This is a genomic window from Sinorhizobium americanum (genome assembly GCF_001651855.1).
GTDB classification, from domain to species: domain Bacteria; phylum Pseudomonadota; class Alphaproteobacteria; order Rhizobiales; family Rhizobiaceae; genus Sinorhizobium; species Sinorhizobium americanum.
In genome coordinates, this window is sequence record NZ_LNQC01000071.1 from 151,833 (window position 1) to 174,347 (window position 22,515).

Here is a 22,515-nt window from a genome sequence, read left to right on the forward strand (position 1 = left end):
CGCTCCGATGTGGAAGCAAGTAAGACCCGCCTTTATCATGATCATCGCGCTCACCGTCCTGACCGGACTGATCTACCCGCTCGCAATGACCGGTATCGCCCAAGCCCTCTTTCCGTATCAGGCGAACGGCAGCCTCATCGAGAAGGACGGAAAGGTGATCGGTTCCGAACTGATCGGTCAGGCCTTTGCCAGCGGCCGGTATTTTCACGGCCGGCCGTCCGCTGCCGGCAACGGCTACAATGCCGCCGGCTCCGGCGGCTCCAACCTCGGCCCGACCAATCAGAAGCTGATCGACCGCATCAAGGCCGACGCCGAGGCGCTGAAGGCGTCGAACCCCGCGGCCTCCGTCCCGATGGACCTAGTCACGACATCGGGCAGCGGTCTCGATCCGCACATCTCGCCGGAAGCCGCCTATTTCCAGGTGCCCCGCGTCGCCAAGGCGCGCGGTCTCGACGAAGCCTCCGTCAAGGCGCTGGTCGACGGCTATGTCAAGGAGCGGGAACTGGGCTTCATGGGTGAGCCCACCGTCAATGTTCTGGCATTGAACCTTGCGCTTGACGGGCCTGCTGCTCAATAAGGAAATGGCTGGGGCGCGACGCACCCAGCCATTGACTGCAAGGAATGCCGATCAATGCCCGACGACAGACCTGACGTCGACACAAGGCCTTCGCCCGACGCTCTCCTCGAGAATGCCGAACGCGAGGCGCGCGGGCGTCTGAAGATCTTCCTGGGTGCCGCGCCGGGTGTCGGCAAGACCTATGAGATGCTGGTCTCCGGCCGGGCGCGGAAATCCGAGGGTCTCGACGTCGTCATCGGCGTCGTCGAGACCCATGGCCGCCAGGAGACCCAGGCGCTCGTCGACGGCTTCGAGGTCATCGCCCGCCGCAAGGTCGAGTATAGGGGTCACCTGCTTGATGCAATGGACCTCGACGGCATCCTCGCGCGGCGTCCGAAACTGGTCTTGGTCGACGAGCTGGCGCACACCAACGCCGAGGGCAGCCGCCACTCGAAGCGCTATTTGGACGTGGAGGAAATCCTCGCCCAGGGGATTGACGTCTATTCGACGCTGAATGTCCAGCATATCGAAAGCCTCAATGACATCGTCGCCAAGATCACCCGTATCCGGGTGCGGGAGACGGTGCCCGACTCGATCATCGACCGTGCCGACGACGTCGAGATCATCGATCTCACGCCCGACGATCTGATCAAGCGCCTGCACGACGGGAAGGTCTATCTGCCGACGACGGCAAAGCGGGCGATCGCCAATTACTTCTCTCCCGGCAATCTGACCGCGCTGCGCGAACTGGCGCTGCGGCGCACCGCCGAGCGCGTCGACGACCAACTCCTGAGCCATATGCAGGCGCATGCGATTCCGGGTCCCTGGGCGGCGGGAGACCGCGTGCTCGTCTGTATCGACCACGACCCGCGCGGCGCGGCCCTTGTTCGTTACGCGAAACGGCAGGCGCACCGGTTGCGGGCGCCCTGGACAGCGATCCATGTCGAGACGCCCCGATCCATCAACCTGCCCGACGCCGACAAGGACCGGCTGGCCTCGCATTTGCGGCTTGCCGAGCAACTGGGCGGCGATGCCATGATCATTCCGGGGCAGAGCGTGGCGCGGGACATTCTTCGGCACGCCGCCGCGAACAATTTCACCCATGTGGTGACGGGCAAACCGAACAAGCCGCGCTGGCGGGAATGGATCGAGGGATCCGTGTCGCATGACCTGATCCGTCACGCCGGCGATATCAGCGTGCATGTGGCATCCGGCATGGAGCGCGCGGCGCCGGTGGCAAGGGGCGTGAAGACCGCGCCGCCGTCAAGACAGTTCAAGCTCCAGCCCTATTTTCTCAGCACGCTCTACATTTCGATCGCGCTCGCCTTCGGCGCGCTTCTCGACCAGGTCCTCGACGTCCGCAATCTGGCGCTCGTCTTCCTGATTGCCGTTCTTACCTCAGCCGTGACGGCGGGCCTGGGGCCGGCGCTTTATGCCTGCGTCGCCAGCGCGCTGGCCTTCAACTTCTTCTTTCTCGAGCCGCGATACACGCTAACGATCCGCGATCCGGAAAGCGTCCTGGCGCTCATCTTCTTCCTGGTGGTCGCCGTTACCGCGAGCAACCTGACGGCCCGCGTTCAGCGCCAGGCGGCTGCGGCGCGGCAGCGCGCCCGGACGGCCGAGGACCTTTACCTGTTCTCGAAGAAGCTTGCCAGCACCGGCACGCTCGACGACGTGCTGTGGGCAACGGCCTACCAGATCGCCTCGATGCTGAAGGTACGGGTCGTGATCCTTATGCCCGAAGACGACTCGATTACGGTCAAGGCCGGATATCCGCCCGACGATACGCTGGTCGACGCGGATATCGCCGCGGCGCGCTGGGCATGGGAAAACGACCGGCCGGCGGGCCGCGGCGCCGATACGCTGCCTGGAGCCAAACGTCTTTACCTGCCGCTGCGGACAGGCCGAACCGCAATCGGCGTCGTCGGTCTCGACAATGACAAGCAGGGGCCGCTTCTGACGCCGGAACAACAGCGGCTGTTCGATGCGCTTGCAGACCAGGCGGCGCTGGCGATCGAGCGGGTGCAACTCGTCGCCGACGTGGATCGGGCGCGCCTCGCCGCCGAAGCCGACCGGCTCCGTTCCGCTCTCCTCACCTCGATTTCCCATGACTTGAAGACGCCGCTCGCCGCCATCATGGGGGCCGCCGGCACATTGCGCGACTATTCCGGCGCGATGCCGGAAGACGACCGCTCGGACCTGCTGTCGACCGTGGTGGACGAGTCGGAGCGGCTGAACCGCTTCATCGCGAACCTGCTCGACATGACGAGGATCGAGTCCGGCGCGACCGAGCCGAACGCCTCCTTCCATGACGTCGGAGACGTGGTCGGCGCCGCACTCCGCCGGGCCGACAAGATGCTGGCGCGGCACAGGACGGCGATCGATATGCCGGCCGACCTGCCGATGCTGAAGCTCGACCCCGTGCTCTTCGAGCAGGTGCTGTTCAACCTGCTCGACAATGCGGCCAAATATGCTCCGCCGGGTTCGACCATCAGAATTCGGGCCTGGGCCGACGAGAGCGCCGTTATTCTTCAGGTCCTGGACGAAGGCCCGGGGATCCCCAGCGGCGATCTCGAGCGCGTGTTCGACAGCTTCTACCGCGTCAGCAAGGGCGACCATGTCCGCGCGGGTACGGGTCTCGGGCTTTCGATCTGCAGGGGCTTTGTCGAGGCGATGGGCGGGACGATCTCTGCGGGAAACAGAACGGATCGGTCCGGTGCGGTCCTGACCGTCACGATGCCGATCCCGCCCGGGGCGCCAAATGTGAAAGATCTGACATGACAGTCTCGAACGTGAAAATACTGGTCGTCGACGACGAACCGGCGATCCGCAAGCTGCTCAGAGTCGGCCTGACGAGCGAGGGCTATGCGGTGCTCGAAGCAATTAATGCCAGGGACGCGATAAGCCAGGTCGCCGAAGGGCCACCAGACCTGATCCTGCTCGATCTCGGCCTGCCGGACATGGCCGGCCACGATCTGCTGGCGAAGTGGCGCAGCGACGCATTGGAACTGCCGATCGTCGTGCTTTCCAGCCGGACCGACGAAACCGGCATCGTCAGGGCGCTGGAAACCGGCGCCGACGACTACGTGACCAAGCCGTTCGGGATGAAGGAACTCGCCGCGCGCATTCGCGTGGCGATTCGCCACAGGCTGCAGCAGCAGGGCGAACGGCCCATCTTCAAAACCGGCGAGCTCTCCGTCGACCTCGTCAAGCGGATCGTCAAAGTGGCGGATAACGAAGTCAAGCTGTCGCCAAAGGAATACGACATCTTGCGCATCCTCGTTCAATATGCGGGCAAGGTCATCACCCACCAGCATCTTCTGAACCAGATCTGGGGAGGATCAACCGACGTGCAGTATTTGCGGGTCTATGTGCGCCAGCTTCGCCAGAAAATCGAGCGCATCCCCGACCAACCCCAATATATCACCACCGAAACCGGCGTCGGCTATCGGCTCCGCGAAGCGGAACAGAGTTGAGGGAAACCGTTCGCTCCCGCGGCTCTACAGGATGAAGCGGTGTAGAATCTCCGGATTCGGGACGAAACAGGTCGCGGCTCGCCCGCCGAGACGGTACCGGTTGCGGGCGACGACGCCGTAGAGCGCATCCGCCCATTTTTGCGGGAGGACGAGGAACAAGCGGCAGGTCGACCAGAGAAAACCCATGCCGGCAATGACCCGAAGGGTGGCTGCCGACCGAAAATAGGCCCGACCGTTCTCGAGAAACAGGTTCGTCTCGTAGTCGTGCTCGTCGAGTCCATAGTGCCGATAGAGCGCTCTGCCGACGTCCGACTGCGCGGCGGCGAAACGGTATCTCGCGGCTCTTTCGTGCTTCAGCGCGAACTTCACCCAGCCGGAACAGAACACGCACTCGGCGTCGAAAACAAAGACGGGCCGGTCATCCGGAAAGGGCGGGACCGCCGGGTCCTTCCTGTAGCTGTAGGGGTCCATTGCGCGACAGCCGTTCGTTGCCGATCCTCCAGCCTGTATCATAGCTGCGGCGACTTGCCACTCCCATTCAAGGCGTCGCACCGCGGCTTTCGCTGTAGCGGCTGTTGCTCTATGACGATCCCACGGAAGCGAGGGGAGGAACAATGAGAAAACTGGTTGCTGGCAAACTTCACGGCATCCATGTGACCGAGGCCAACCTCAACTATCACGGCTCGATCACCTTGGATCCGGACCACTGCGAGGCGGCGGGCATCCTGCCGATGGAGTTCGTCGAGATCTGGAACAAGAACTCCGGCGCACGCATCTCCACCTATGTCATTCTCGGCGAGCGCGGTTCGCGGTGCTGCGTCCTCAACGGCGCGGCCGCCCGCACCTGCCAGCCAGGCGACCAGGTCATCATTTGCAACTCTGTCTATCTTGACGAGAGCCGGATCACGGAACTGAAGCCGAGGGTGCTGACCTTCGACGAGAACAACCATATCCGCGATCGCTTGACCTACTTGGTCAAAGTCGATCAGCAGGGCAAATACACGTTCAGCATTCTCGATGAAGAGGACAGGAGGCAGCCGATCCCACTGCCAGCGGCAGGAACATAGCCAAGGGCCCGGCGCTCAGGAGACCTCGGCCGCAAGCCAGTTGCGGAAAGCCTCGAGCGGCGGGTGGTTGGCGCGCGACTGGGGCCAGACTAGCCAATAGGCGCCGGTGCCCGGAACCGAACGTTTGAGAAGCGGCACAAGGCGCTCTTCCTCGATCTCGACATCGGCGAGATAGTCGGGAAGCAGGGCCACACCCAAGCCCGAAATGGCGGCTTGCGTCATCGTGGCGAACTGGTCGAGCAACATTCCCGTCACGCACGGCGCGGCGGCGCCTTGCGCGGCAAACCAAATCTCCCAGGCATTCCCGCGTGTCTCCAACTGCAGGAGCGGTAGACCCGCCATGTCATGAACCGTGCGCACCGGGTGTTCGGAGAGAAGGGACGGAGCGATGCACGCGGTCAAGCGCTCCTCGAAGAGTTTCATGTGCCCTGCGTCGCGCCAATCGTCCGCTCCGAAATGAATGGCTGCATCGAAGCCCTCGGCGGCAAAATTGAACCGCTTGAGACGTGTCGCGAGGTTGATCGTGACGCCCGGATTCCTGGTCAGGAACGTGCCGAGCCGCGGGGCCAGCCAGCGCGTGCCGAAGGCCGGCAGGATGGCGAGCGACAGGGCGCCGCCGCCCGGATTGGCTGAAAACTCCATGCTGCCGCGCTGAATGAGGTCGAGCGCCCGGGTGACGTCCCGCCCATAGGCCTGGGCGGCTTCGGTCGGAATGAGCCTCTGCCTGTGGCGTTCGAAAAGCGCCCGGCCCAACTGCTCCTCGAGGCTCTGGACAAGGCGGCTCACGGTGCTTTGCGTCAGATTGACTTCTCGCGCCGCCGCCGAGATCGAGCCGGTACGCAACACAGCCTCGAAGGCCGACAGGAGGCTGATGGAGGGAAGAAACCGGCGTGGGCGCATCTGAGCTATGTATTCCATGCATGAAGACGGCGCAAAATATGGCTATTTCTTCGGAAGAACAATCATTATCTGCATGGAGCGACGCTTCCGTTGCATGGCTTCTAATCGGCGCCGCGAGCGTCGGGGGCCCGGGCCACTTGAATAGTGGCCCGGGGCGCGGAGAGGAGCCGGCTCAATGGGCGACGTGCGAAGCGGCCGACATCAGTTCTTCGGGGTTCAGCGCCCGGCAGAGATTCCGGCCGTTCTCCTCGACTTCGGTGAAGCTCCAGCGCACGACGCCTTCCCGGTCGAGCAGGAAATGGCCGAGGAGCTGCAAATGGTTGGCCAGGCTCACCTGTTTATCGGCATCCTTAATTTCGTACGGGTCCTTTTCGGCAAGGAGGTCGCCTGCCGCGGGCGGGTTCATCGGTTCAGGCAATTCGCCGGGCAGGTCGACGCGCATCTCCATGACGGCGTCCATTCCGACCTTGGTCGGCCAGTCGGTCTCGTTCTCGGTGAACTCGATGATGGGCAAGCCGAAAGCGCGGTGCGATGCGCGGGCCGGATCGGATGCGGCAAGAAGACCGGCGATCGGATGGAAACGGAAGTAGAGACGGGCACGCTCGACGGGTGTGTTTACCACTGCCAAGGTCTGAACGCCCTTTTCGCGCAAAGCCGGGTTGAGCTGTGCCAAGGCCGCCACATGGCGGCGGCAGAAGGGGCAATGCAGGCCGCGAAACAGGCCGACCAGCAGCGGACTGCGGCCGCGAAAATCGTCGAGTGCGATCTTTCCCTCGCGCGAGATCGCGTCGAACACGACGTTCGGCGCTTGATCGCCAGGTTGCAATGGATTGTTGGCAGGATGCGCAGACATCGGACAAACTCCTCGCCTCAAGAAACGGCCGAGAAAGGCAGTAGGGCAGGGCTTCGAGGTCGCTGAAGAGACCTGACCTCTCGCCCTGCCGCACAGCCAAGATCCGAATTCAGAATGGCCCCACATTGGTCCATGAGCAAGCGCTAAACGAAGCGCCGGTTACGTGTCCTATGATCCGAGGCTCGTTTTCCTGAGGTCCAATCGCCATGCGAAGGAACGGCTGAGCGGGAACATTCCCGAACGGGCGTGGTTATCGACACCACCTGAACGAGGACATGCCATGATGGTCGGAAAACGCGGAAGCTGCTGGGTGGCTGGCGCCGGGTCGACGGGCTATTCTCCACTTGAGGGCTCGATCCATGCCGAGACGGTCGTGGTCGGTGGCGGGATCGTCGGGCTCACCGCGGCGCTTCGGCTTTCCGAGGCCGGCCGATCGGTGATCCTGCTGGAAGCGCTCGAGATCGGCGGGCAGGTGACCGGACGCTCGACGGCGAAAATCACCACCCAGCACGCGTTGATCTATCGCCATCTCATCGACAGCCTCGATTTAGCGAAAGCGCGCAGCTATGCGGAGGCGAATTCGGCTGGAGCCGCGCTGATCAAGGACTGGATTCGCGACTATGCGATCGCCTGCGATCTGGAACGCAAGCATGCCTACACCTATGCCACCAACGCCGAGGCCCGCGAAGCGATCGTTGCCGAGGCGGAGGCGGCGCGTCAGGTCGGGCTTGAGGCACAGGTGCTCGGTCGCGCACCGCTGCCTTTTGAGACCACCGCTGCGCTTTGTTTTCCCGATCAGGCGCAATTCAATCCGGCAAAGTATCTCGTCGGTTTGGCGCACGCCGCGGCGGACCAAGGCGCCCGCCTGTTCGAACAGAGCCGAGCGATTTTGATAGGCGAGGCGAGCCGGTGGCGCGTGGTCACCGCTGGCGGGACGGTTCATGCGGAACACGTCGTCGTCGCGACCAATATGACGGTCAAGAGCCCGGTCGGCATGGCGAACCGCACACAGCCACGAAGCCATACCGCAATGGCGTTCCGTGTCGACGATCCGCTTGCCGTTAACGGCATGTTCATCGGCATCGACGATCCGACGCACTCGATCAGAACCGGAAGGGATGACACGGGTCCTCTGCTTGTCGTGCTCGGTCCGAAGTTTAATACCGGCCAAGATGGGAACGTCGCCGCGCGCTTCATCGAACTGGAGGAGTGGGCGCGGCGAAATTTGGCCGTTGGGGAGGTGGCCTGGCACTGGTGCAACGAGGATTACGACACCGCGGACCGTGTGCCCTATGTTGGCGAGCCCGGTCCCGAAAAGGCGCCAGGCTTCCATATCGCCACCGGCTTCAACGCCTGGGGCATCAGCAACGGCACCGCGGCCGGCATGATGATCGCCGACACGATTCTGGGCCGCGTCAGCCCCTGGCGAAGCCTTTATGACCCGACCCGGCCTTACCCCGAGGACTTTCACAAAAATGGCGACAGCCAGTCGATCGTCGGCAGCACGCGGGATATCCGACCGGGTGAAGGCGGCGTCGTTCTGCGCGGCGACGAGAAGCTCGCCGTCTGCCGGGACGATGACGGAACCCTCCGTGCCGTTTCCGCCTCCTGCACCCACAAGGGCTGCACGGTCACCTGGAACAATGCCGATCGCACCTGGGATTGTCCCTGCCACGGCTCGATCTTCGCAGCTGACGGATCGGTAATCCACGGTCCGGCCCGCAAGCCGCTTGCTCCGGCGCAGCTGTAGCGAAGGCTGCGGGCAGGTCACAGCGGCTGACGCGTGAAGATCCCCGCAACAGGGCCCAGCCGTCGTTGCCGGATAACCGGCATCATCATCGATAACGCGCCCGGGACGGGAGGATGGGCCTGTCGTACGCCTTCGTCCATGGCTGTCAGGCGCGCGTTGATCCATTTGCAAGACGATTAAAAATTATTCTGAGTCTTGCTTCATTCTGGTCGGTTCCAGTCCGCTCCCCGACCCGTTGCTCCTCAAGTCGCGGTCGCCAATCGCAATCCTCCCCCAGTGCATCCTTGGCTTGTGGTCCATTCAACCGATTGAGCAGCGCGATAATGATCTCCCTGTCGCTGATGCCACAGTCGGAAGATAGATATTCCCATAGGTCCCTTTGGCAGTCCTCTATGAGCTTTCTCATTTTTTCGGAGTTCATCGGACACCTCAATAGGAACGCTCGCTACTGCATGTTCCCAAAATCCCTGGCGAGTAGGAATTAGACCATGCAGAGATTCAAAGGCGAAGCGACAGGTGCGCCAAACAAGACGCGCGCTGTAGTTGAGGTCCTGGAGCGGCGCGGAAGGGCATCTGCACACCGCTCCAGGATCATCGCACGGCCGCGGCGGCGGGGGGCTGGCCGTTGTTCCGCAGGTGCTCACTAACGAGTATGTATTGCCGAGCAGCACTCGGCAACGGGCCTAAGACCTTTGGACCCGCTACCCCGGACTAAGGTCCTAGGCGCGCCTGCATGCCTGAAAGCGAGTGCCGATGCACGCATCCGGCGAGATTCGGTACAAGTGAGATGGAAGTTGCGCGGGCGATCGGACAATAAGTTGATCCTATCGCCGCAATCGGAAAATCCAACTTAAACAAATGGAACCTCTTCGGTATGGTGCAAACGAGATGCAGCTGCTGCACCCCTTCGGTGCAGCGGTCAGCTCTGACGTCGCCAAGCAGATGACCGACGTTGAAGACCGATGTCCTCTGGATGGCCAAGTGAAGCAAACACAATGGAGAGAATTATGGATTCCAAGGTCGAGAGTGCGGGCAAGTGTCCGGTGGCACACACCCACACGGCCCATGGCGGGAGGTCGAACCGGGACTGGTGGCCGAACCAGCTGAATGTAAGAATCCTTCACCAGCACTCGTCCCTGTCCGATCCGATGGGTCAGGCCTTCGATTATGCCGAGGAATTCAAGAAGCTCGACTTGGAGGGCTTGAAGAAGGACCTCCACGCGCTGATGACGGATTCGCAGGACTGGTGGCCGGCCGACTTCGGCCACTACGGGCCACTCTTCATCCGCATGGCATGGCATAGCGCCGGCACCTACCGCACCGGCGACGGCCGTGGTGGTGCGGGTGCGGGTCAGCAGCGTTTTGCGCCGCTCAACAGCTGGCCGGACAATGTCAATCTCGACAAGGCGCGCCGGCTGCTTTGGCCAATCAAGCAGAAATACGGCAACAGCATCTCCTGGGCCGACCTGATGATCCTCACCGGCAACGTCGCGCTCGAATCGATGGGCTTCAAGACCTTCGGCTTTGCCGGCGGCCGCCCGGATGTCTGGGAGCCCGAGGAAGACGTCTATTGGGGTGCCGAGGATACCTGGCTTGCCGATAAGCGCTATACGGAAGAGCGGGAGCTTGAAAAGCCGCTGGCCGCCGTGCAGATGGGCTTGATCTACGTGAATCCGGAAGGGCCGAACGGCAATCCGGATCCGCTTGCCGCCGCAAAGGACATCCGCGAGACCTTCGCGCGCATGGCGATGAACGACGAGGAAACCGTAGCGCTCATCGCCGGCGGCCACACTTTCGGCAAGACGCACGGCGCCGGCGACGCTTCCCATGTCGGCGTCGAGCCCGAAGGCGCGGACATCGCCGAACAGGGCTTCGGCTGGACCAGCAGCTTCGGAACCGGCAAGGGCGGCGACACGATCGGCAGCGGCCTCGAAGTCACCTGGACGACGACGCCGACGAAGTGGAGCAACAACTTCTTTTGGAACCTGTTCGGCTACGAATGGGAGCTGACGAAGAGCCCGGCCGGCGCACATCAGTGGAAGCCGAAGCATGGCGCCGGCGCCGCAACCGTCCCGGATGCGCATGACCCGGCAAAGCGCCACGCGCCGGCCATGCTGACGACCGACCTTGCCCTGCGCTTCGACCCCGTCTACGAGAAGATCGCGCGGCGCTTCTTCGAGAACCCGGACCAGTTCGCGGATGCGTTTGCCCGTGCCTGGTTCAAGCTGACGCACCGCGACATGGGTCCGCGCGTGCGCTATCTCGGCCCGGAAGTTCCGGCAGAGGAACTGATCTGGCAGGATCCGCTTCCTGCCGTCGACCACGCGCTCGTCGACGCACAGGACATCGCCGATCTCAAGGAGCGGATTCTTGCATCCGGCCTGTCGGTCTCCCAACTGGTATCGACCGCCTGGGCGTCGGCATCGACCTTCCGCGGTTCCGACAAGCGTGGCGGGGCGAACGGTGCACGCATCCGCCTCGCACCGCAGAAGGATTGGGAAGTCAACCAGCCGGCCCAGCTCGCGACCGTGCTCGAAACGCTCGAAGGCATCCGCAAGGCGTTCAACAACGCCCAGTCCGGCGGCAAGAAGGTGTCGCTCGCAGACCTGATCGTGCTCGGCGGCGCGGCGGCCGTCGAGAAGGCGGCGAAGAACGCCGGTCACGACATCGAGGTTCCCTTCGCGCCCGGCCGCACGGATGCGACGGAGGAGCAGACGGATGTCGACTCCTTCGGTGTTTTGGAGCCGATCTCCGACGGCTTCCGCAACTATCAGAAGGGCGATTATCTGATTTCGCCCGAGGAACTGCTGATCGACAGGGCACAACTTCTGACGCTGACCGCGCCGGAAATGACGGTTCTCGTCGGCGGCATGCGCGTCCTGAATGCCAACACCGGGCAATCCCAGCACGGCGTGTTCACGACGCGGCCCGAGACGCTCACCAATGATTTCTTCGTCAACCTGCTCGACATGGGCACGGCGTGGAAGGTCTCTGCGGACTCGAAATACGTCTTCGAGGGACGCGACCGCAAGACAGACGAAATCAAGTGGACCGGCACCCGCGTCGATCTCGTCTTCGGTTCGAACTCGCAACTGAGGGCTATTGCCGAGGTCTATGGCCAGAGCGACTCGCAGGAAAAGTTCGTCCGCGACTTCGTGGCGGCCTGGACGAAGGTGATGAACGCCGACCGCTTCGATCTCCTCTGATCGGGAAACCGAAAGTCATGCGGGCGCGGCCGTCGTGGCTGCGCCCGCATGCGGTCTCAAACACCCAGCCTTAGCCGCTCGGCGATCCGCCAGGCGCGCGGTGTCCGGCCGATGTGGCGCACGAAGAAGCGTGAGAAATAGGCTGCGTCCGAGAAGCCGAGGCGGAAGCTGATCTCCTGTACGCTCGCCCGGGTGAAGACGAGCTGGCGCCGCGCGGCGTCCAGCAGCCGTCTGGCGATCATCTCGTGCACGCTCTGCCCGGCGACGGCGCGGACCACGCGATTGAGATGGGTCGGCGACAGCCCGAGCTCGCGCGCATAGAAAGCGGTCGGACGGTGGTCCAGATAGTGCTGTCGGAGCAGGGCATCGAAGCGCTCCATGCGCCGCTCGTTTTCGCTCTCCCCGGCTGGTTCGCTGGCGCCGGGCTCTTCCGCCAGCCGCGCCGTCAATCCCAGAACCGTCGTCAGGTAGGCATCGAGCAGCCCGGTGCGGTGACTGCGGCATGCCTCCCATTCCTCGGCCAGGCGCTGCAATGTCTCGGCGACGTAGCGGCCGTCGTCGCTCTCGCCGAGCGGCGTCAGGCGAGGTGTCGCCAGCCAGCTGCCGAGCCTGTTGCGGCCACCCGGCGCGACCGGCAGATGCGATGCGAGCACCGTGAAGACGAAACCATCGATATCTGGCGAAAAGCGGAAGCCGTGGCTGACGGCGGGCGGGATGGTGATCACCGCCGGCGGCGAAATCGGCCGCGGCGTGCCGTCGAGCAGGGCATCGCCCGAGCCCTTGGCGATGTAGAGGATCTGAAAGAAGCTCTCGTGGCGATGAAGGCCGATTTCCCAATGGTGCAGGCGGCTGCGCGAAGGGATTGTCTCGCAATGCAGCCAGAAGTCCGGCCGGTCGCTGGATTCTTCGCCGTAGAGCTCATAGGTAGGGACGGGTCGCTTCATTTGGCTCACGCGGCACCGATGTTCGAAAAGTCCAATAACTTGGCACAAATGTCCATTGAGGCAAGGTCTCTCGGCGCGCAAACTTCCTGACGAAAGCCAATTTTTGAGCGGCCATGAAAGCGGCTTCGCCCGCAGCGCGAGGTGAGGAGGTACATGCGAACCCAAGTCGTCCTTATCGGTTCCGGGCCGTCCGGTCTGCTGCTGGGGCAATTGCTGACGCTGGCGGGGATCGACAATCTTGTTCTCGACCGCGCCGGCAAGGAACATATCCTCGGCCGGGTGCGCGCCGGCGTCTTGGAGGAAGGTACCGTCCGGCTTATGGACGAGGCGCAATCGGGGGCCCGGATGCGTGCCGAGGGCCTTCCGCATGATGGTTTTTCGCTGGCCTTCGACGGCCGTGATCATCGCATCGACCTCCACGGTCTGACAGGCGGCAAACGCGTGCTGATCTATGGCCAGACGGAGCTCACCCGCGACCTGATGGATCATCGCGAGCAGTCGGGCGCGCCGTCGATCTACGAGGCGGTAAATGTGAAGCCGTATGACTTTGAGAGCCATGCGCCTTACGTCTCCTACGAAAAGGGCGGCGTCACGCATCGGATTGACTGCGAGTTCATTGCCGGCTGCGACGGCTTCCACGGGGTGAGCCGAAGGTCCGTGCCGGAGCTCGCGATCCGCGCCTATGAGAAGGTTTATCCCTTCGGCTGGCTCGGCATCCTCGCCGACGTGCCGCCGGTCGATCACGAACTGGTCTATGCCAATCACCCGCGCGGCTTCGCGCTTTGTTCGATGCGGTCCTTGCGCCGCAGTCGTTACTACATCCAATGCCCGCTCGACGAGAAGCTCGAGGAATGGGACGACGAGCGTTTCTGGGATGAGTTGCGACGGCGACTGCCGGCCCATCATGCTGAGCGGGTGGTGACCGGTCCTTCCTTCGAGAAATCGATTGCTCCGCTTCGATCCTTCGTCGCCGAGCCGATGCGGTTCAATCGGCTATTCCTGGTGGGCGATGCCGCCCATATCGTGCCGCCGACCGGTGCCAAGGGGCTGAACCTTGCGGCGAGCGACGTGCACTACCTGTTCGAAGGCCTGCTCGAGCACTATCAGGACCGCTCCAATGCAGCCATCGACGCCTATTCGGCCCGGGCGCTCGCGCGTGTATGGAAGGCGGTTCGCTTTTCCTGGTGGATGACGACGATGATGCACCGCTTTCCCGACACCGGCGAATTCGACCAGAAGATCCAGGAGGCCGAGCTCGACTATCTCACCCATTCGCGGGCCGCGGCGACGGCGCTCGCCGAAAATTATGTCGGGTTGCCGTTTTGATCCCGTGCGGACGCATACCGGAGGGAGGGTTTGATAAGGAGTATTCATAACTGTGCAGTTATCTGGGGCGGCCTATCTTTCATTATTCACCGCCGTCCCAAGTGGCAAACTGACGGCGATCAATTCGCAATTGATCTTGGATGGCACCGGACGGGAGTGAGCCGGGTGTCGTGGGGAGGAAAAATGAAACGCACTATTCTCGCCGCACTGACGGCACTTACGATTGCGGGTGCAGCGCATGCCGACACGATCAAGATCGGTGTCATCGGGCCGTTTTCCGGCCCGTTCGCGCTGCAGGGCAAGAATTTCAAGGCCGGCATCGACGCCTATATGGCGCTGAACGGCAGCAAGGTCGGCGACGACAACATCGAAATCATCTACCGGGACGTGCCGCAGCCCGATCCCGCCCAATCCAAGGCGCTGGCGCAGGAGCTCGTCGTCAAGGAAGGCGTGCAGTATCTCGCCGGCTTCTACTTCACGCCCGACGCGATGGCGGTAACGCCGCTGCTCGAGCAGGGCAACGTGCCGCTCGTCATCATGAATGCCGCCACATCGGCGATCGTCACCAAAAGCCCGCTGGTCGTGCGTACCTCGTTCTCGCTCTGGCAGACCTCGACGCCGATCGCCAAGGTGGCGAAGGACGCCGGCGTCTCGAAAATCATCTCGGTGGTCAGCGACTACGGTCCGGGCGTCGACGCCGAGAACGCCTTCAAGAAGGGGTTCGAGGCGGTCGGCGGGCAGATCGTCGAGGCGATCCGCATGCCGCTCGCCACGAATGACTTCTCGCCGATCATGCAGCGGATCAAGGATTCGGGGGCCGAAGGGGTCTTTGCCTTCCTGCCCTCCGGCCCGACGACGCTGGGTTTCGTCAAGTCCTTCAACGAAAACGGCCTGAAGGGGGCCGGCATCAAGTTCTTCGCACCGGGCGACCTGACGCAGGAATCGGACCTGCCGGCACTTGGTGAAGCTGCACTCGGTATTCAGACCACCTTCCACTACGCGGTCTCGCACGATTCACCGGAAAACAAGGCGTTCGTCGAGGCGGCCGGCAAGGCGATCGGCAATCCGGCCGAGCTCTCCTTCCCCTCGGTCGGTGCCTATGACGGCATGCACGTCATCTACAAGATGATCGAGGCGACGGGCGGCGAGCAGGACGCGCAGAAGGGGGTCGATGCCGTCAAGGGGCTTTCCTGGACGAGCCCGCGCGGACCGGTGTCGATCGATCCGGAGTCGCGCCACATCACCCAGAACATCTACCTGCGCGAGGTCGCCAAGGCCGAAGACGGCACCTATTACAACAAGGAGATCGCGACCTTCGAGAAGCAGGGCGATCCCGGTCTGGCGGCGCTGAAGTAGGCCGTTCCGGGAAAGGGATGCGGGGCCGCGGGTCCCGCTCTACCGAAACAGGATGGGGTTCATGCAAACCGTCTTCAGCATAGCGGTCGACGCGCTCGCTTACGGCATGGTGCTGTTCGTGATCTCGATCGGACTTTCCGTCACCATGGGCCTGATGCGTGTGGTCAACCTCGCCCACGGCGCCTTCGCCATGATCGGCGGATACATCGCCTCCTATGCCGCTCGTGATCTGGGGCTCGGCTTCGGTTTCGCGGTGCTCTTTGCCGTATTCGGAACGATCGCTATCGCCGTTCCGATCGAGCGCCTGCTTTACCGGCGCATCTACGGGGCTCCGGAACTCACGCAAGTGCTGATGACGATCGGCATCACCTTCTGCATCATCGGCATCGCCAATTACGTCTTCGGCCCGACGCTGAAGACGGTTCCCCTGCCTGCGGCCCTTCAGGGGTCGGTCGATCTCGGCTTCCGCTCGATTGCCACGCACAGGATTTTCGCCATCCTTTGCGGCCTCTCCGTTGCCGTCGCCCTTTGGTACCTGATCGAGAAGACCGCCTTTGGAGTGAAGCTTCGGGCGGCCGTCGACAATGCGGCGATGGCCGCGGCGCTCGGCGTCCGCACCGAGATCGTCTATGCAGTGAGCTTCGCCGTGGCCGTCGGGCTTGCCGCGCTCGGAGGCGTCGTCGGTGCCGAACTGCTGCCGGTCGAACCCTACTACGCGCTACGCTACATGGTGACCTTCCTCGTCGTCGTGTCCGTCGGCGGGGCGGGGTCGATACCGGGCGCGCTCGTCGCGTGCCTGTTGCTTGGCGGCATCGACACGGCCGGCCGCTATCTGATGCCGGAGTTCGGCGAATTCTTCTTCTACCTTGCGGTCATAGCCATCGTCTGCGTCTTTCCCCGCGGCCTTGCCGGAAGGACAAGATAGTGACCATGGCAGCGATGAACGATGCGATGACGAGTGCACCCGGTAAAGGGCGCAAGCTCGGCCGCGACCTTGCCGGCCTTGCGGCAATTCTGGCCTTGGCCGTGCTCGGCTATTTCCTGTTTCCGAACAATCTGGCGCTGCTGACGCGCATCACCGCGATCGCGCTCCTGGTCCTGTCGCTCGACCTCGTCACGGGCTATTGCGGCGTGGCGACGCTCGGCCATGCCGCGCTCTTCGGCAGCGGCGCCTATGCGGCCGGCATTGCGGCGGTGCACTTCGGCATCACCGATCCGCTGCTGATGCTCGCCTGCGGCATTCTCGGCGGCTCTCTAGCGGGCCTTGTCTGCGGCGTCGTCATTCTCCGGGCTCATGGTCTACCGCAGCTCGTCCTGTCGATCGCGCTCATCCATCTGTTCCATGAGTTTGCCAACAAGGCCTCTTCCTGGACAGGCGGCAGCGACGGCCTGGCGGGTATCGCGCCCGATCCGCTCCTCGGTCACTTCGAATTCGATCTCTGGGGCCGCACCGCCTATGTCTTCGGCATCGTCCTCCTTGCAGTCGTCTTTACGATCTTGCGGCTCATTGTCCGATCGCCCTTCGGCATGCTTTGCCGAGGCATCAAGGAAGACCCGATCCGCATCCGCGCCATGGGCGCCTCGCCGAAGCTTGCCTTGATGAAGATGTATGTGATTTCCGGCGCCGTTGCCGGCACGGGCGGCGCGCTCAATGCCATTTCGACGCAGGTCGTCGGTCTCGACAGCCTGTCCTTCACGCTCTCGGCCGAGAGCCTCGTCATGCTCGTCCTTGGCGGCACCGGCTCGCTTTTCGGCGCGCTCACCGGCACGATCGTCTTTATGTTCTTCGAGGACCTCGTCTCCGCCGCCAACCCGTTTCACTGGCTGACGATGGTGGGGGCGTTGCTGATCGCCGTCGTGCTCTTCGCGCCGAAGGGTCTTTACGGCACGGTTGCCGGTCTGGTGTCCAGATGGTGGGGAACGTTCCGATGAGCGCGATATTCGAAGTCAGGAACTTGAAGCGCTCCTTCGGCGGCCTTGCCGTCACCAACGACATCAGTCTTGCCATGGCGCCGGGCGACCGCGTCGCGCTGATCGGCCCGAACGGCGCCGGCAAGACGACCTTCGTCAATCTCGTAACCGGCAATCTGGCGCCCGATTCCGGCGATGTCCTGATCGGCGGCGACAGCGTCACGCGCATCGATGCGATCGGTCGGGTGCGGCGCGGTCTGGTGCGTTCGTTCCAGGTGACGCGCCTCTTTCAGGAGATGACGCCTGCCGAGCACGTGGCCCTGGCGGTGTTGCAGCGCGACGGGCGGTCGGGCCGCCTGTTCGGCCATTTCCTCGCGATGCCGGAAGTCATGGCGGAGGTCGCCGAATTGCTCGGCAAGCTTGGCTTGCGCGAGTTGATGCACCGGCGTGTCAGCGAAATCGCCTATGGCCAGCAGCGGCTGCTGGAAATCGCCGTGGCGCTGGCGCTGAAGCCGAAGGTGCTGCTCCTCGACGAGCCGGCGGCCGGGGTGCCGCAGAGCGACACCGGCCGCATCGAGCAGGCGCTCGCAGACCTTCCGGCCGATCTCGCCGTGCTGATGATCGAACACGACATGGACCTCGTCTTCCGCTTTGCGAGGCGCGTCATCGTGCTTGCCGCCGGCACGATCATCTTCGACGGTTCGCCGTCGGAGGTCACCAAGAACCCGCGCGTGCGCGAAGCCTATCTTGGGAGCTATGCCAATGCCGGCCACGCCGCTTGACGTCGAGAACTTGTCGGCCGGTTACGGGCCGACGCGGGTGCTGGAGGAGATCTCCTTTTCGGTGCCCGCCGGGGCGCGGCTTGCCGTGCTCGGCCGCAACGGAATGGGCAAGACGACGCTGCTTGCCACTCTCGCCGGCCAGACGCGCCGTTACGGCGGACGCATCCGCATCGGCGATACGGACGTCACGGCGCTGCCGAGCGCCTCACGCGCGTTGAAGGGCCTCGGTTTCGTGCCGCAGGCACGCTGTGTCTTTCCGACGCTAACGGTTGAAGAAAACCTCTTCGTCGGCCTCAAGGGACGCCCCAAAGGCGCGCTCAAGGAAGCCTACGAGATGTTTCCGCGCCTTTACGAGCGCCGGAAGAATCTCGGTTCCCAGCTCTCCGGCGGCGAGCAGCAGATGCTGTCCACCGCCCGCTCGATCCTCGGCCGTCCCTCCGTTCTGCTCCTCGACGAACCGCTGGAGGGCTTAGCGCCGGTCATCTGCGAGGAACTGATGAAGGCCTTCGCCGAACTCGCGAAGACCGGCGATATGACGATCCTGCTGGTCGAACAGCGGATCCAGAGCGCGCTCGATTTCGCCGACCATGTCATCATTCTCGAGCGGGGAAGGCTCGCCTGGAGCGGTACGCCGGCAGCGCTGACGAAGGATCACATGGCCGTCGAGCGGCTACTGGGAGTCGGCGGCTTGCATTAGCCTGACGACCGCCGGCGGCAATTCGACCTCCTGGCTGCATTGCCGGCGCGAGAACGATTTTCCCAGGAAAATCCGGCGCAATGCCCTCAAAATTTTGAAAGTCTTTCGCCTTCGCCGTCGAAATGGGCGGCTAGCGATCATGCGCGCGACGCCGCACAATTAGCGTGCTGCATGGGTGTCCCATCCGGCGCGGCCGAATGGTCGCCATGACCGCCCGACGAAGAATTCCGGAGAGGGGTCAACAATGCAACGGCCGGAAGCTGGAGGAGCAGCGACCTGGCCTCTGTTGTTCGGCTGCGTCGAGATGACGGCTGCCAAGGGAGGAAATATGCTTGAGCGACTGTTCAAACTGAAAGAGCACGACACGACGATCCGCACGGAAGTGGTCGCCGGTCTCACGACATTCCTGACGATGTCGTACATCATCTTCGTCAACCCTGATATCCTGTCGACCACCGGCATGGACCGTGACGCCATCTTCGTCGCGACCTGTCTGGCGGCGGCGCTTGGTTCCGCAGTCATGGCGCTCGTCGCCAACTGGCCGATCGGTATGGCGCCGGGCATGGGCCTCAACGCCTTCTTCGCCTTCACGGTCGTGGCCGCTCTCGGCTTCACCTGGCAGCAGGCCCTCGGCGCGGTGTTCATTTCCGGCCTCATCTTCCTGTTCCTGACGGTCACCGGCGTCAGAAGCTGGCTGATCGCCGGCATCCCGCATTCGTTGCGCAGCGCCATTGCGACCGGTATCGGCCTGTTCCTCGGCATCATTGCGCTCAAGAACGCCGGCATCGTCGTCGACAATCCCGCAACGCTGGTCGGTCTCGGTGACCTGAAGCAGACCGGGCCGCTGCTCGCCATCCTCGGCTTTTTCGTCATCGCCGTGCTCGACTCGCTGAAGGTCCGGGGCTCGATCCTGATCGGCATCCTCGTGGTCACGATCCTGTCGATGTTCCTCGGCGTTTCCGAGTTCAAGGGCGTGGTTTCCGCGCCGCCGAGCATCGCTCCGACCTTCCTGCAGCTCGACATCATGGGCGCGCTGCATGGCGGCCTCGTTCATGTCATCCTCGTCTTCGTGCTCGTCGAGGTCTTCGACGCGACCGGTACGCTGATCGGCGTCGCCAAGCGGGCGAAACTGGTCGAAGAGGGCAAGCCAAGCCGCCTCGGGCGCGCCCTGCTTGCCGACAGCTCAGCGATCATCGCCGGCTCGCTGATCGGCACCAGCAGCACCACCGCCTATGTCGAGAGCGCCTCCGGCGTGCAGGCGGGAGGCCGCACGGGCCTCACCGCGCTGACGATTTCTGTGCTGTTCCTCGCCGCGCTCTTCATCTCGCCGCTGGCGGCCGCCGTTCCGTCCTATGCGACCGCGCCGGCGCTGCTCTACGTGGCGGGCCTGATGATGCGCGAGCTCACCGAAATCGAGTGGGACGACCTGACCGAGGCGGCACCGGCAGCGTTGACCGCGATCGCCATGCCCTTCACCTACTCGATCGCCAACGGCCTCGCCTTCGGCTTCGTCAGCTACGTGGTCCTCAAGGTCTGCACCGGAAAGTGGAGCGTCATCCATCCCGCGACGCAGATCGTTGCAGCCCTGTTCGTGGTGCGCTTCGCCTTCTTCGGCGGTTGACGGGATTCCGAGAGGGGCGAACCAACGCCCCTCTGGCGGATAGAACAATTTGGCCGGACCTGTCATACTGCGGGTCCGGCCGATTTTTGTTCAGCAAGCAATCGGCTGAAGATGCCGGGTTAACCCGGCAGCATCTCTCGAAGCCGCAGCAATGCGATCCTTTCCACCTGCCGGCAGGCGGTCTCGAACTCCGTCTCGCGGTCGTTGCCGATGCGGCCTTCGAAGGCGGCGAGGATGTCGTCCTTGCTGCGGCCTCTGACCGCAATGATGAAGGGGAAGCCGAATTTTTCGACATAGGCCGCATTGAGTTCCGTGAACCGCTCGCGCTCCCGATCCGTCAGCGCATCGAGACCGGCCGAGGCCTGCTCTTCGGTCGAGCTCTCGGTCAGCCGCTTCGCCTGGGCAAGCTTGCCGGCGAGATCCGGGTGGGCGGTGAGCACTGCGAGCCGCTCGGCATCGCTCGCCTCGCGAAACACCGCGGTCAATGCCGCGTGCAGGCCGGTTGCGGTGTCGTTTGCGGGAGAAAGCTCGTCTGCGAAGGCGCGTTTGGCGAACCACTCCGAATGTTCGAAGATACCGCCAAAGCGGGCGACGAAAGCCTCTTCCGAAAGCCTGGATGGGCGATCGCCGTTCGGTTGGAACGGATAGGCTTCAGTCCAATAGCGGGCGATGTCGATGCGGCGCGCCAGCCAGACCTTGCCGTGGCTCTTCACATAATCGATGAAGCGGGCGAGCGCGGCGGCCCGGCCCGGCCGGCCGGCGAGGCGGCAATGAAGACCGATGCTCAACATCTTCGGCGATCCCGCTTTCCCTTCTGCATAGAGAACGTCGAAGCTGTCCTTCAGATAGCTGAAGAACTGGTCGCCGCTGTTGAAGCCCTGTGCTGTGGCGAACCGCATGTCGTTGGTGTCGAGCGTATAGGGGATGACGAGTTGGTGCCGATCCTGATGTTCGTGCCAATAGGGCAGGTCGTCGGCATAGGAGTCGGAAACATAGTCGAAGCCGCCGGCTTCGGTGATGAGGTCGAGGGTGTTTTCCGAACAGCGGCCTGTATACCAGCCGCGCGGCCGCTCGCCGGTGACGATCGTGTGGAGCCGGATCGCCTCGGCGATTGCGGCGCGTTCCTGTTCGACACTGAAATCCTTGTGCTCGATCCATTTCAGGCCGTGGGAGGCGATCTCCCAGCCGGCATCCTGCATCGCCGCGACCTGCGCCGGCGACCGCTTCAGGGCTGTTGCCACGCCGTAGACGGTGACCGGCACCTGCTTCTCCGTGAAGAGCCGGTGCAGCCGCCAGAAGCCGGCGCGTGCGCCATATTCGTAGAGCGACTCCATGTTCCAGTGGCGTTTGCCGGACCAGGCCTGGGCGCCGACGATTTCCGACAGAAACGCCTCCGATGCAGCATCACCGTGCAACACGCAGTTTTCGCCGCCCTCTTCATAGTTAACGACGAATTGTACGGCGATCCGCGCTTCATTCGGCCAACTGACCTTCGGACTCGCGCCGTAGCCCTGGAGATCACGGGGATATCTCATGCAACTTTCCTCCTGATACTGTCTCTGGATGGCCAGTCGTAGCCAGAAATCCGTGTGCTCATTCCCCTCGAAAAATTTGAAAGTCTCGAAGCCTGCGCCCGCTACACAAAGAGGCTGCCGCTTCGGATACTTCATTCGTCGAGAGTGATCTGGAGGAGCGACACGCATGCATAATCGGGGCGGTAACGTCGGGCGTCTGACGACCCATGTGCTGGATACGGCGAACGGCAAGCCTGCCGCGAAGCTGCGCATCGACCTTTACCGTCTCGATGGCGAATGGCGGGAGCATCTCGTCTCCGCCCGGACGAACGACGACGGCCGCTGCGATGAGCCGCTGCTCAGCGGCGAGACGATGACCACCGGCATCTACGAGTTGCGCTTCCACACCGGCGAATATCTGGGCGCCGAGCGCGATAGCAATCCCTTCCTCGACCTCATCCCGATCCGCTTCGGCATTGCCGATCCCGCCGCGCACTATCACGTGCCGCTTCTGCTCTCGCCCTATGGCTATTCCACCTATCGCGGGAGCTGACCG

At 63.3% G+C, this 22,515-nt stretch carries 19 protein-coding genes; 14 read left to right on the forward strand and 5 right to left on the reverse strand.

The features are described 5' to 3' along the window. Positions 1-7: 7 nt before the first annotated feature. The 3 genes from kdpC to ATC00_RS21315 are packed head-to-tail and all read left to right on the forward strand — an operon-like array spanning position 8 to position 4,032. Entirely contained in the window at positions 8-577 is a 570-nt protein-coding gene (kdpC, locus tag ATC00_RS21305; RefSeq protein ID WP_064254294.1) for a potassium-transporting ATPase subunit KdpC, read from the forward strand. Positions 578-631: 54 nt separating this feature from the next. After that, positions 632-3,337, forward strand: coding sequence for a sensor histidine kinase (locus ATC00_RS21310; RefSeq protein ID WP_064254295.1), 2,706 nt, complete (start codon positions 632-634; stop codon positions 3,335-3,337). Further along, positions 3,334-4,032: a response regulator transcription factor gene (locus ATC00_RS21315; RefSeq protein ID WP_064254296.1), complete on the forward strand. Its 699-nt coding sequence runs from the start codon at positions 3,334-3,336 to the stop codon at positions 4,030-4,032. The genes ATC00_RS21310 and ATC00_RS21315 overlap by 4 nt, the downstream gene beginning before the upstream one ends. A gap of 24 nt (positions 4,033-4,056) precedes the next feature. Here ATC00_RS21315 and ATC00_RS21320 read toward each other — a convergent pair whose 3' ends face one another. Then, on the reverse strand, positions 4,057-4,503 hold the full coding sequence (locus ATC00_RS21320) for a thiol-disulfide oxidoreductase DCC family protein (RefSeq protein ID WP_064254297.1): 447 nt from the start codon (positions 4,501-4,503) through the stop codon (positions 4,057-4,059). A 143-nt stretch (positions 4,504-4,646) separates the two neighbouring features. On the opposite strand from ATC00_RS21320, the gene panD reads away from it, so the two are divergent. Next, positions 4,647-5,099, forward strand: coding sequence for an aspartate 1-decarboxylase (panD, locus tag ATC00_RS21325; protein ID WP_064254298.1), 453 nt, complete (start codon positions 4,647-4,649; stop codon positions 5,097-5,099). 15 nt (positions 5,100-5,114) lie between these two features. On the opposite strand, the gene ATC00_RS21330 is transcribed toward panD, so the two are convergent. After that, entirely contained in the window at positions 5,115-5,999 is an 885-nt protein-coding gene (locus ATC00_RS21330) for a LysR family transcriptional regulator (protein ID WP_064254299.1), read from the reverse strand. Between the two features lie 172 nt (positions 6,000-6,171). Next, positions 6,172-6,852, reverse strand: a complete 681-nt coding sequence (locus tag ATC00_RS21335) for a redoxin family protein (RefSeq protein ID WP_064254300.1) — start codon at positions 6,850-6,852, stop codon at positions 6,172-6,174. 280 nt (positions 6,853-7,132) lie between these two features. On the opposite strand from ATC00_RS21335, the gene ATC00_RS21340 reads away from it, so the two are divergent. Continuing rightward, complete coding sequence (locus tag ATC00_RS21340; protein ID WP_082912478.1) at positions 7,133-8,602, forward strand: FAD-dependent oxidoreductase; 1,470 nt, start codon at positions 7,133-7,135, stop codon at positions 8,600-8,602. Between the two features lie 1,007 nt (positions 8,603-9,609). Next, positions 9,610-11,808, forward strand: a complete 2,199-nt coding sequence (gene katG / locus ATC00_RS21350; protein WP_064254302.1) for a catalase/peroxidase HPI — start codon at positions 9,610-9,612, stop codon at positions 11,806-11,808. Between the two features lie 56 nt (positions 11,809-11,864). On the opposite strand, the gene ATC00_RS21355 is transcribed toward katG, so the two are convergent. Next, a complete protein-coding gene (locus ATC00_RS21355) occupies positions 11,865-12,752 on the reverse strand; it encodes a helix-turn-helix domain-containing protein (protein WP_064254303.1) in 888 nt (295 codons plus the stop codon). Positions 12,753-12,905: 153 nt separating this feature from the next. Between ATC00_RS21355 and pobA the strand changes: the two genes are divergently transcribed. The 7 genes from pobA to ATC00_RS21390 all read left to right on the forward strand — a co-directional run bounded on the left by pobA (position 12,906) and on the right by ATC00_RS21390 (position 20,445). Continuing rightward, positions 12,906-14,078 (forward strand): 4-hydroxybenzoate 3-monooxygenase, encoded by a 1,173-nt coding sequence (gene pobA, locus ATC00_RS21360; RefSeq protein WP_064254304.1) that lies wholly within the window; start codon positions 12,906-12,908, stop codon positions 14,076-14,078. Between the two features lie 183 nt (positions 14,079-14,261). Continuing rightward, positions 14,262-15,434, forward strand: coding sequence for an ABC transporter substrate-binding protein (locus tag ATC00_RS21365; RefSeq protein WP_064254305.1), 1,173 nt, complete (start codon positions 14,262-14,264; stop codon positions 15,432-15,434). A gap of 61 nt (positions 15,435-15,495) precedes the next feature. Next, positions 15,496-16,359 (forward strand): branched-chain amino acid ABC transporter permease, encoded by an 864-nt coding sequence (locus ATC00_RS21370; protein WP_064254373.1) that lies wholly within the window; start codon positions 15,496-15,498, stop codon positions 16,357-16,359. Between the two features lie 5 nt (positions 16,360-16,364). After that, the gene (locus tag ATC00_RS21375) at positions 16,365-17,366 is read left to right on the forward strand and encodes a branched-chain amino acid ABC transporter permease (protein ID WP_064254374.1); all 1,002 of its coding nucleotides are present in this window, start codon (positions 16,365-16,367) and stop codon (positions 17,364-17,366) included. Continuing rightward, positions 17,363-18,127 carry an ABC transporter ATP-binding protein gene (locus tag ATC00_RS21380; RefSeq protein WP_064254306.1) on the forward strand — a complete coding sequence of 255 codons (765 nt, stop codon included), beginning with the start codon at positions 17,363-17,365 and terminating at the stop codon, positions 18,125-18,127. The genes ATC00_RS21375 and ATC00_RS21380 overlap by 4 nt, the downstream gene beginning before the upstream one ends. Then, on the forward strand, positions 18,108-18,824 hold the full coding sequence (locus tag ATC00_RS21385) for a branched-chain amino acid ABC transporter ATP-binding protein (protein ID WP_064254307.1): 717 nt from the start codon (positions 18,108-18,110) through the stop codon (positions 18,822-18,824). The genes ATC00_RS21380 and ATC00_RS21385 overlap by 20 nt, the downstream gene beginning before the upstream one ends. A gap of 328 nt (positions 18,825-19,152) precedes the next feature. After that, a complete protein-coding gene (locus ATC00_RS21390; RefSeq protein WP_064254375.1) occupies positions 19,153-20,445 on the forward strand; it encodes an NCS2 family permease in 1,293 nt (430 codons plus the stop codon). A 119-nt stretch (positions 20,446-20,564) separates the two neighbouring features. Here ATC00_RS21390 and puuE read toward each other — a convergent pair whose 3' ends face one another. Next, positions 20,565-21,980: an allantoinase PuuE gene (gene puuE / locus ATC00_RS21395; RefSeq protein WP_064254308.1), complete on the reverse strand. Its 1,416-nt coding sequence runs from the start codon at positions 21,978-21,980 to the stop codon at positions 20,565-20,567. 166 nt (positions 21,981-22,146) lie between these two features. Between puuE and uraH the strand changes: the two genes are divergently transcribed. Next, positions 22,147-22,512: a hydroxyisourate hydrolase gene (gene uraH / locus ATC00_RS21400; protein ID WP_064254309.1), complete on the forward strand. Its 366-nt coding sequence runs from the start codon at positions 22,147-22,149 to the stop codon at positions 22,510-22,512. The last annotated feature ends 3 nt before the right edge of the window (positions 22,513-22,515 follow it).

Bases quoted from the DNA above. Each gene is read 5' to 3' on its own strand.
- kdpC (WP_064254294.1), top strand. From the start codon at position 8: ATGTGGAAGCAAGTAAGACCCGCCTTTATCATGATCATCGCGCTCACC.
- ATC00_RS21310 (WP_064254295.1), top strand. From the start codon at position 632: ATGCCCGACGACAGACCTGACGTCGACACAAGGCCTTCGCCCGACGCT.
- ATC00_RS21315 (WP_064254296.1), top strand. From the start codon at position 3,334: ATGACAGTCTCGAACGTGAAAATACTGGTCGTCGACGACGAACCGGCG.
- ATC00_RS21320 (WP_064254297.1), bottom strand. From the start codon at position 4,503: ATGGACCCCTACAGCTACAGGAAGGACCCGGCGGTCCCGCCCTTTCCG.
- panD (WP_064254298.1), top strand. From the start codon at position 4,647: ATGAGAAAACTGGTTGCTGGCAAACTTCACGGCATCCATGTGACCGAG.
- ATC00_RS21330 (WP_064254299.1), bottom strand. From the start codon at position 5,999: ATGCGCCCACGCCGGTTTCTTCCCTCCATCAGCCTCCTGTCGGCCTTC.
- ATC00_RS21335 (WP_064254300.1), bottom strand. From the start codon at position 6,852: ATGTCTGCGCATCCTGCCAACAATCCATTGCAACCTGGCGATCAAGCG.
- ATC00_RS21340 (WP_082912478.1), top strand. From the start codon at position 7,133: ATGATGGTCGGAAAACGCGGAAGCTGCTGGGTGGCTGGCGCCGGGTCG.
- katG (WP_064254302.1), top strand. From the start codon at position 9,610: ATGGATTCCAAGGTCGAGAGTGCGGGCAAGTGTCCGGTGGCACACACC.
- ATC00_RS21355 (WP_064254303.1), bottom strand. From the start codon at position 12,752: ATGAAGCGACCCGTCCCTACCTATGAGCTCTACGGCGAAGAATCCAGC.
- pobA (WP_064254304.1), top strand. From the start codon at position 12,906: ATGCGAACCCAAGTCGTCCTTATCGGTTCCGGGCCGTCCGGTCTGCTG.
- ATC00_RS21365 (WP_064254305.1), top strand. From the start codon at position 14,262: ATGAAACGCACTATTCTCGCCGCACTGACGGCACTTACGATTGCGGGT.
- ATC00_RS21370 (WP_064254373.1), top strand. From the start codon at position 15,496: ATGCAAACCGTCTTCAGCATAGCGGTCGACGCGCTCGCTTACGGCATG.
- ATC00_RS21375 (WP_064254374.1), top strand. From the start codon at position 16,365: ATGGCAGCGATGAACGATGCGATGACGAGTGCACCCGGTAAAGGGCGC.
- ATC00_RS21380 (WP_064254306.1), top strand. From the start codon at position 17,363: ATGAGCGCGATATTCGAAGTCAGGAACTTGAAGCGCTCCTTCGGCGGC.
- ATC00_RS21385 (WP_064254307.1), top strand. From the start codon at position 18,108: ATGCCGGCCACGCCGCTTGACGTCGAGAACTTGTCGGCCGGTTACGGG.
- ATC00_RS21390 (WP_064254375.1), top strand. From the start codon at position 19,153: ATGCTTGAGCGACTGTTCAAACTGAAAGAGCACGACACGACGATCCGC.
- puuE (WP_064254308.1), bottom strand. From the start codon at position 21,980: ATGAGATATCCCCGTGATCTCCAGGGCTACGGCGCGAGTCCGAAGGTC.
- uraH (WP_064254309.1), top strand. From the start codon at position 22,147: ATGCATAATCGGGGCGGTAACGTCGGGCGTCTGACGACCCATGTGCTG.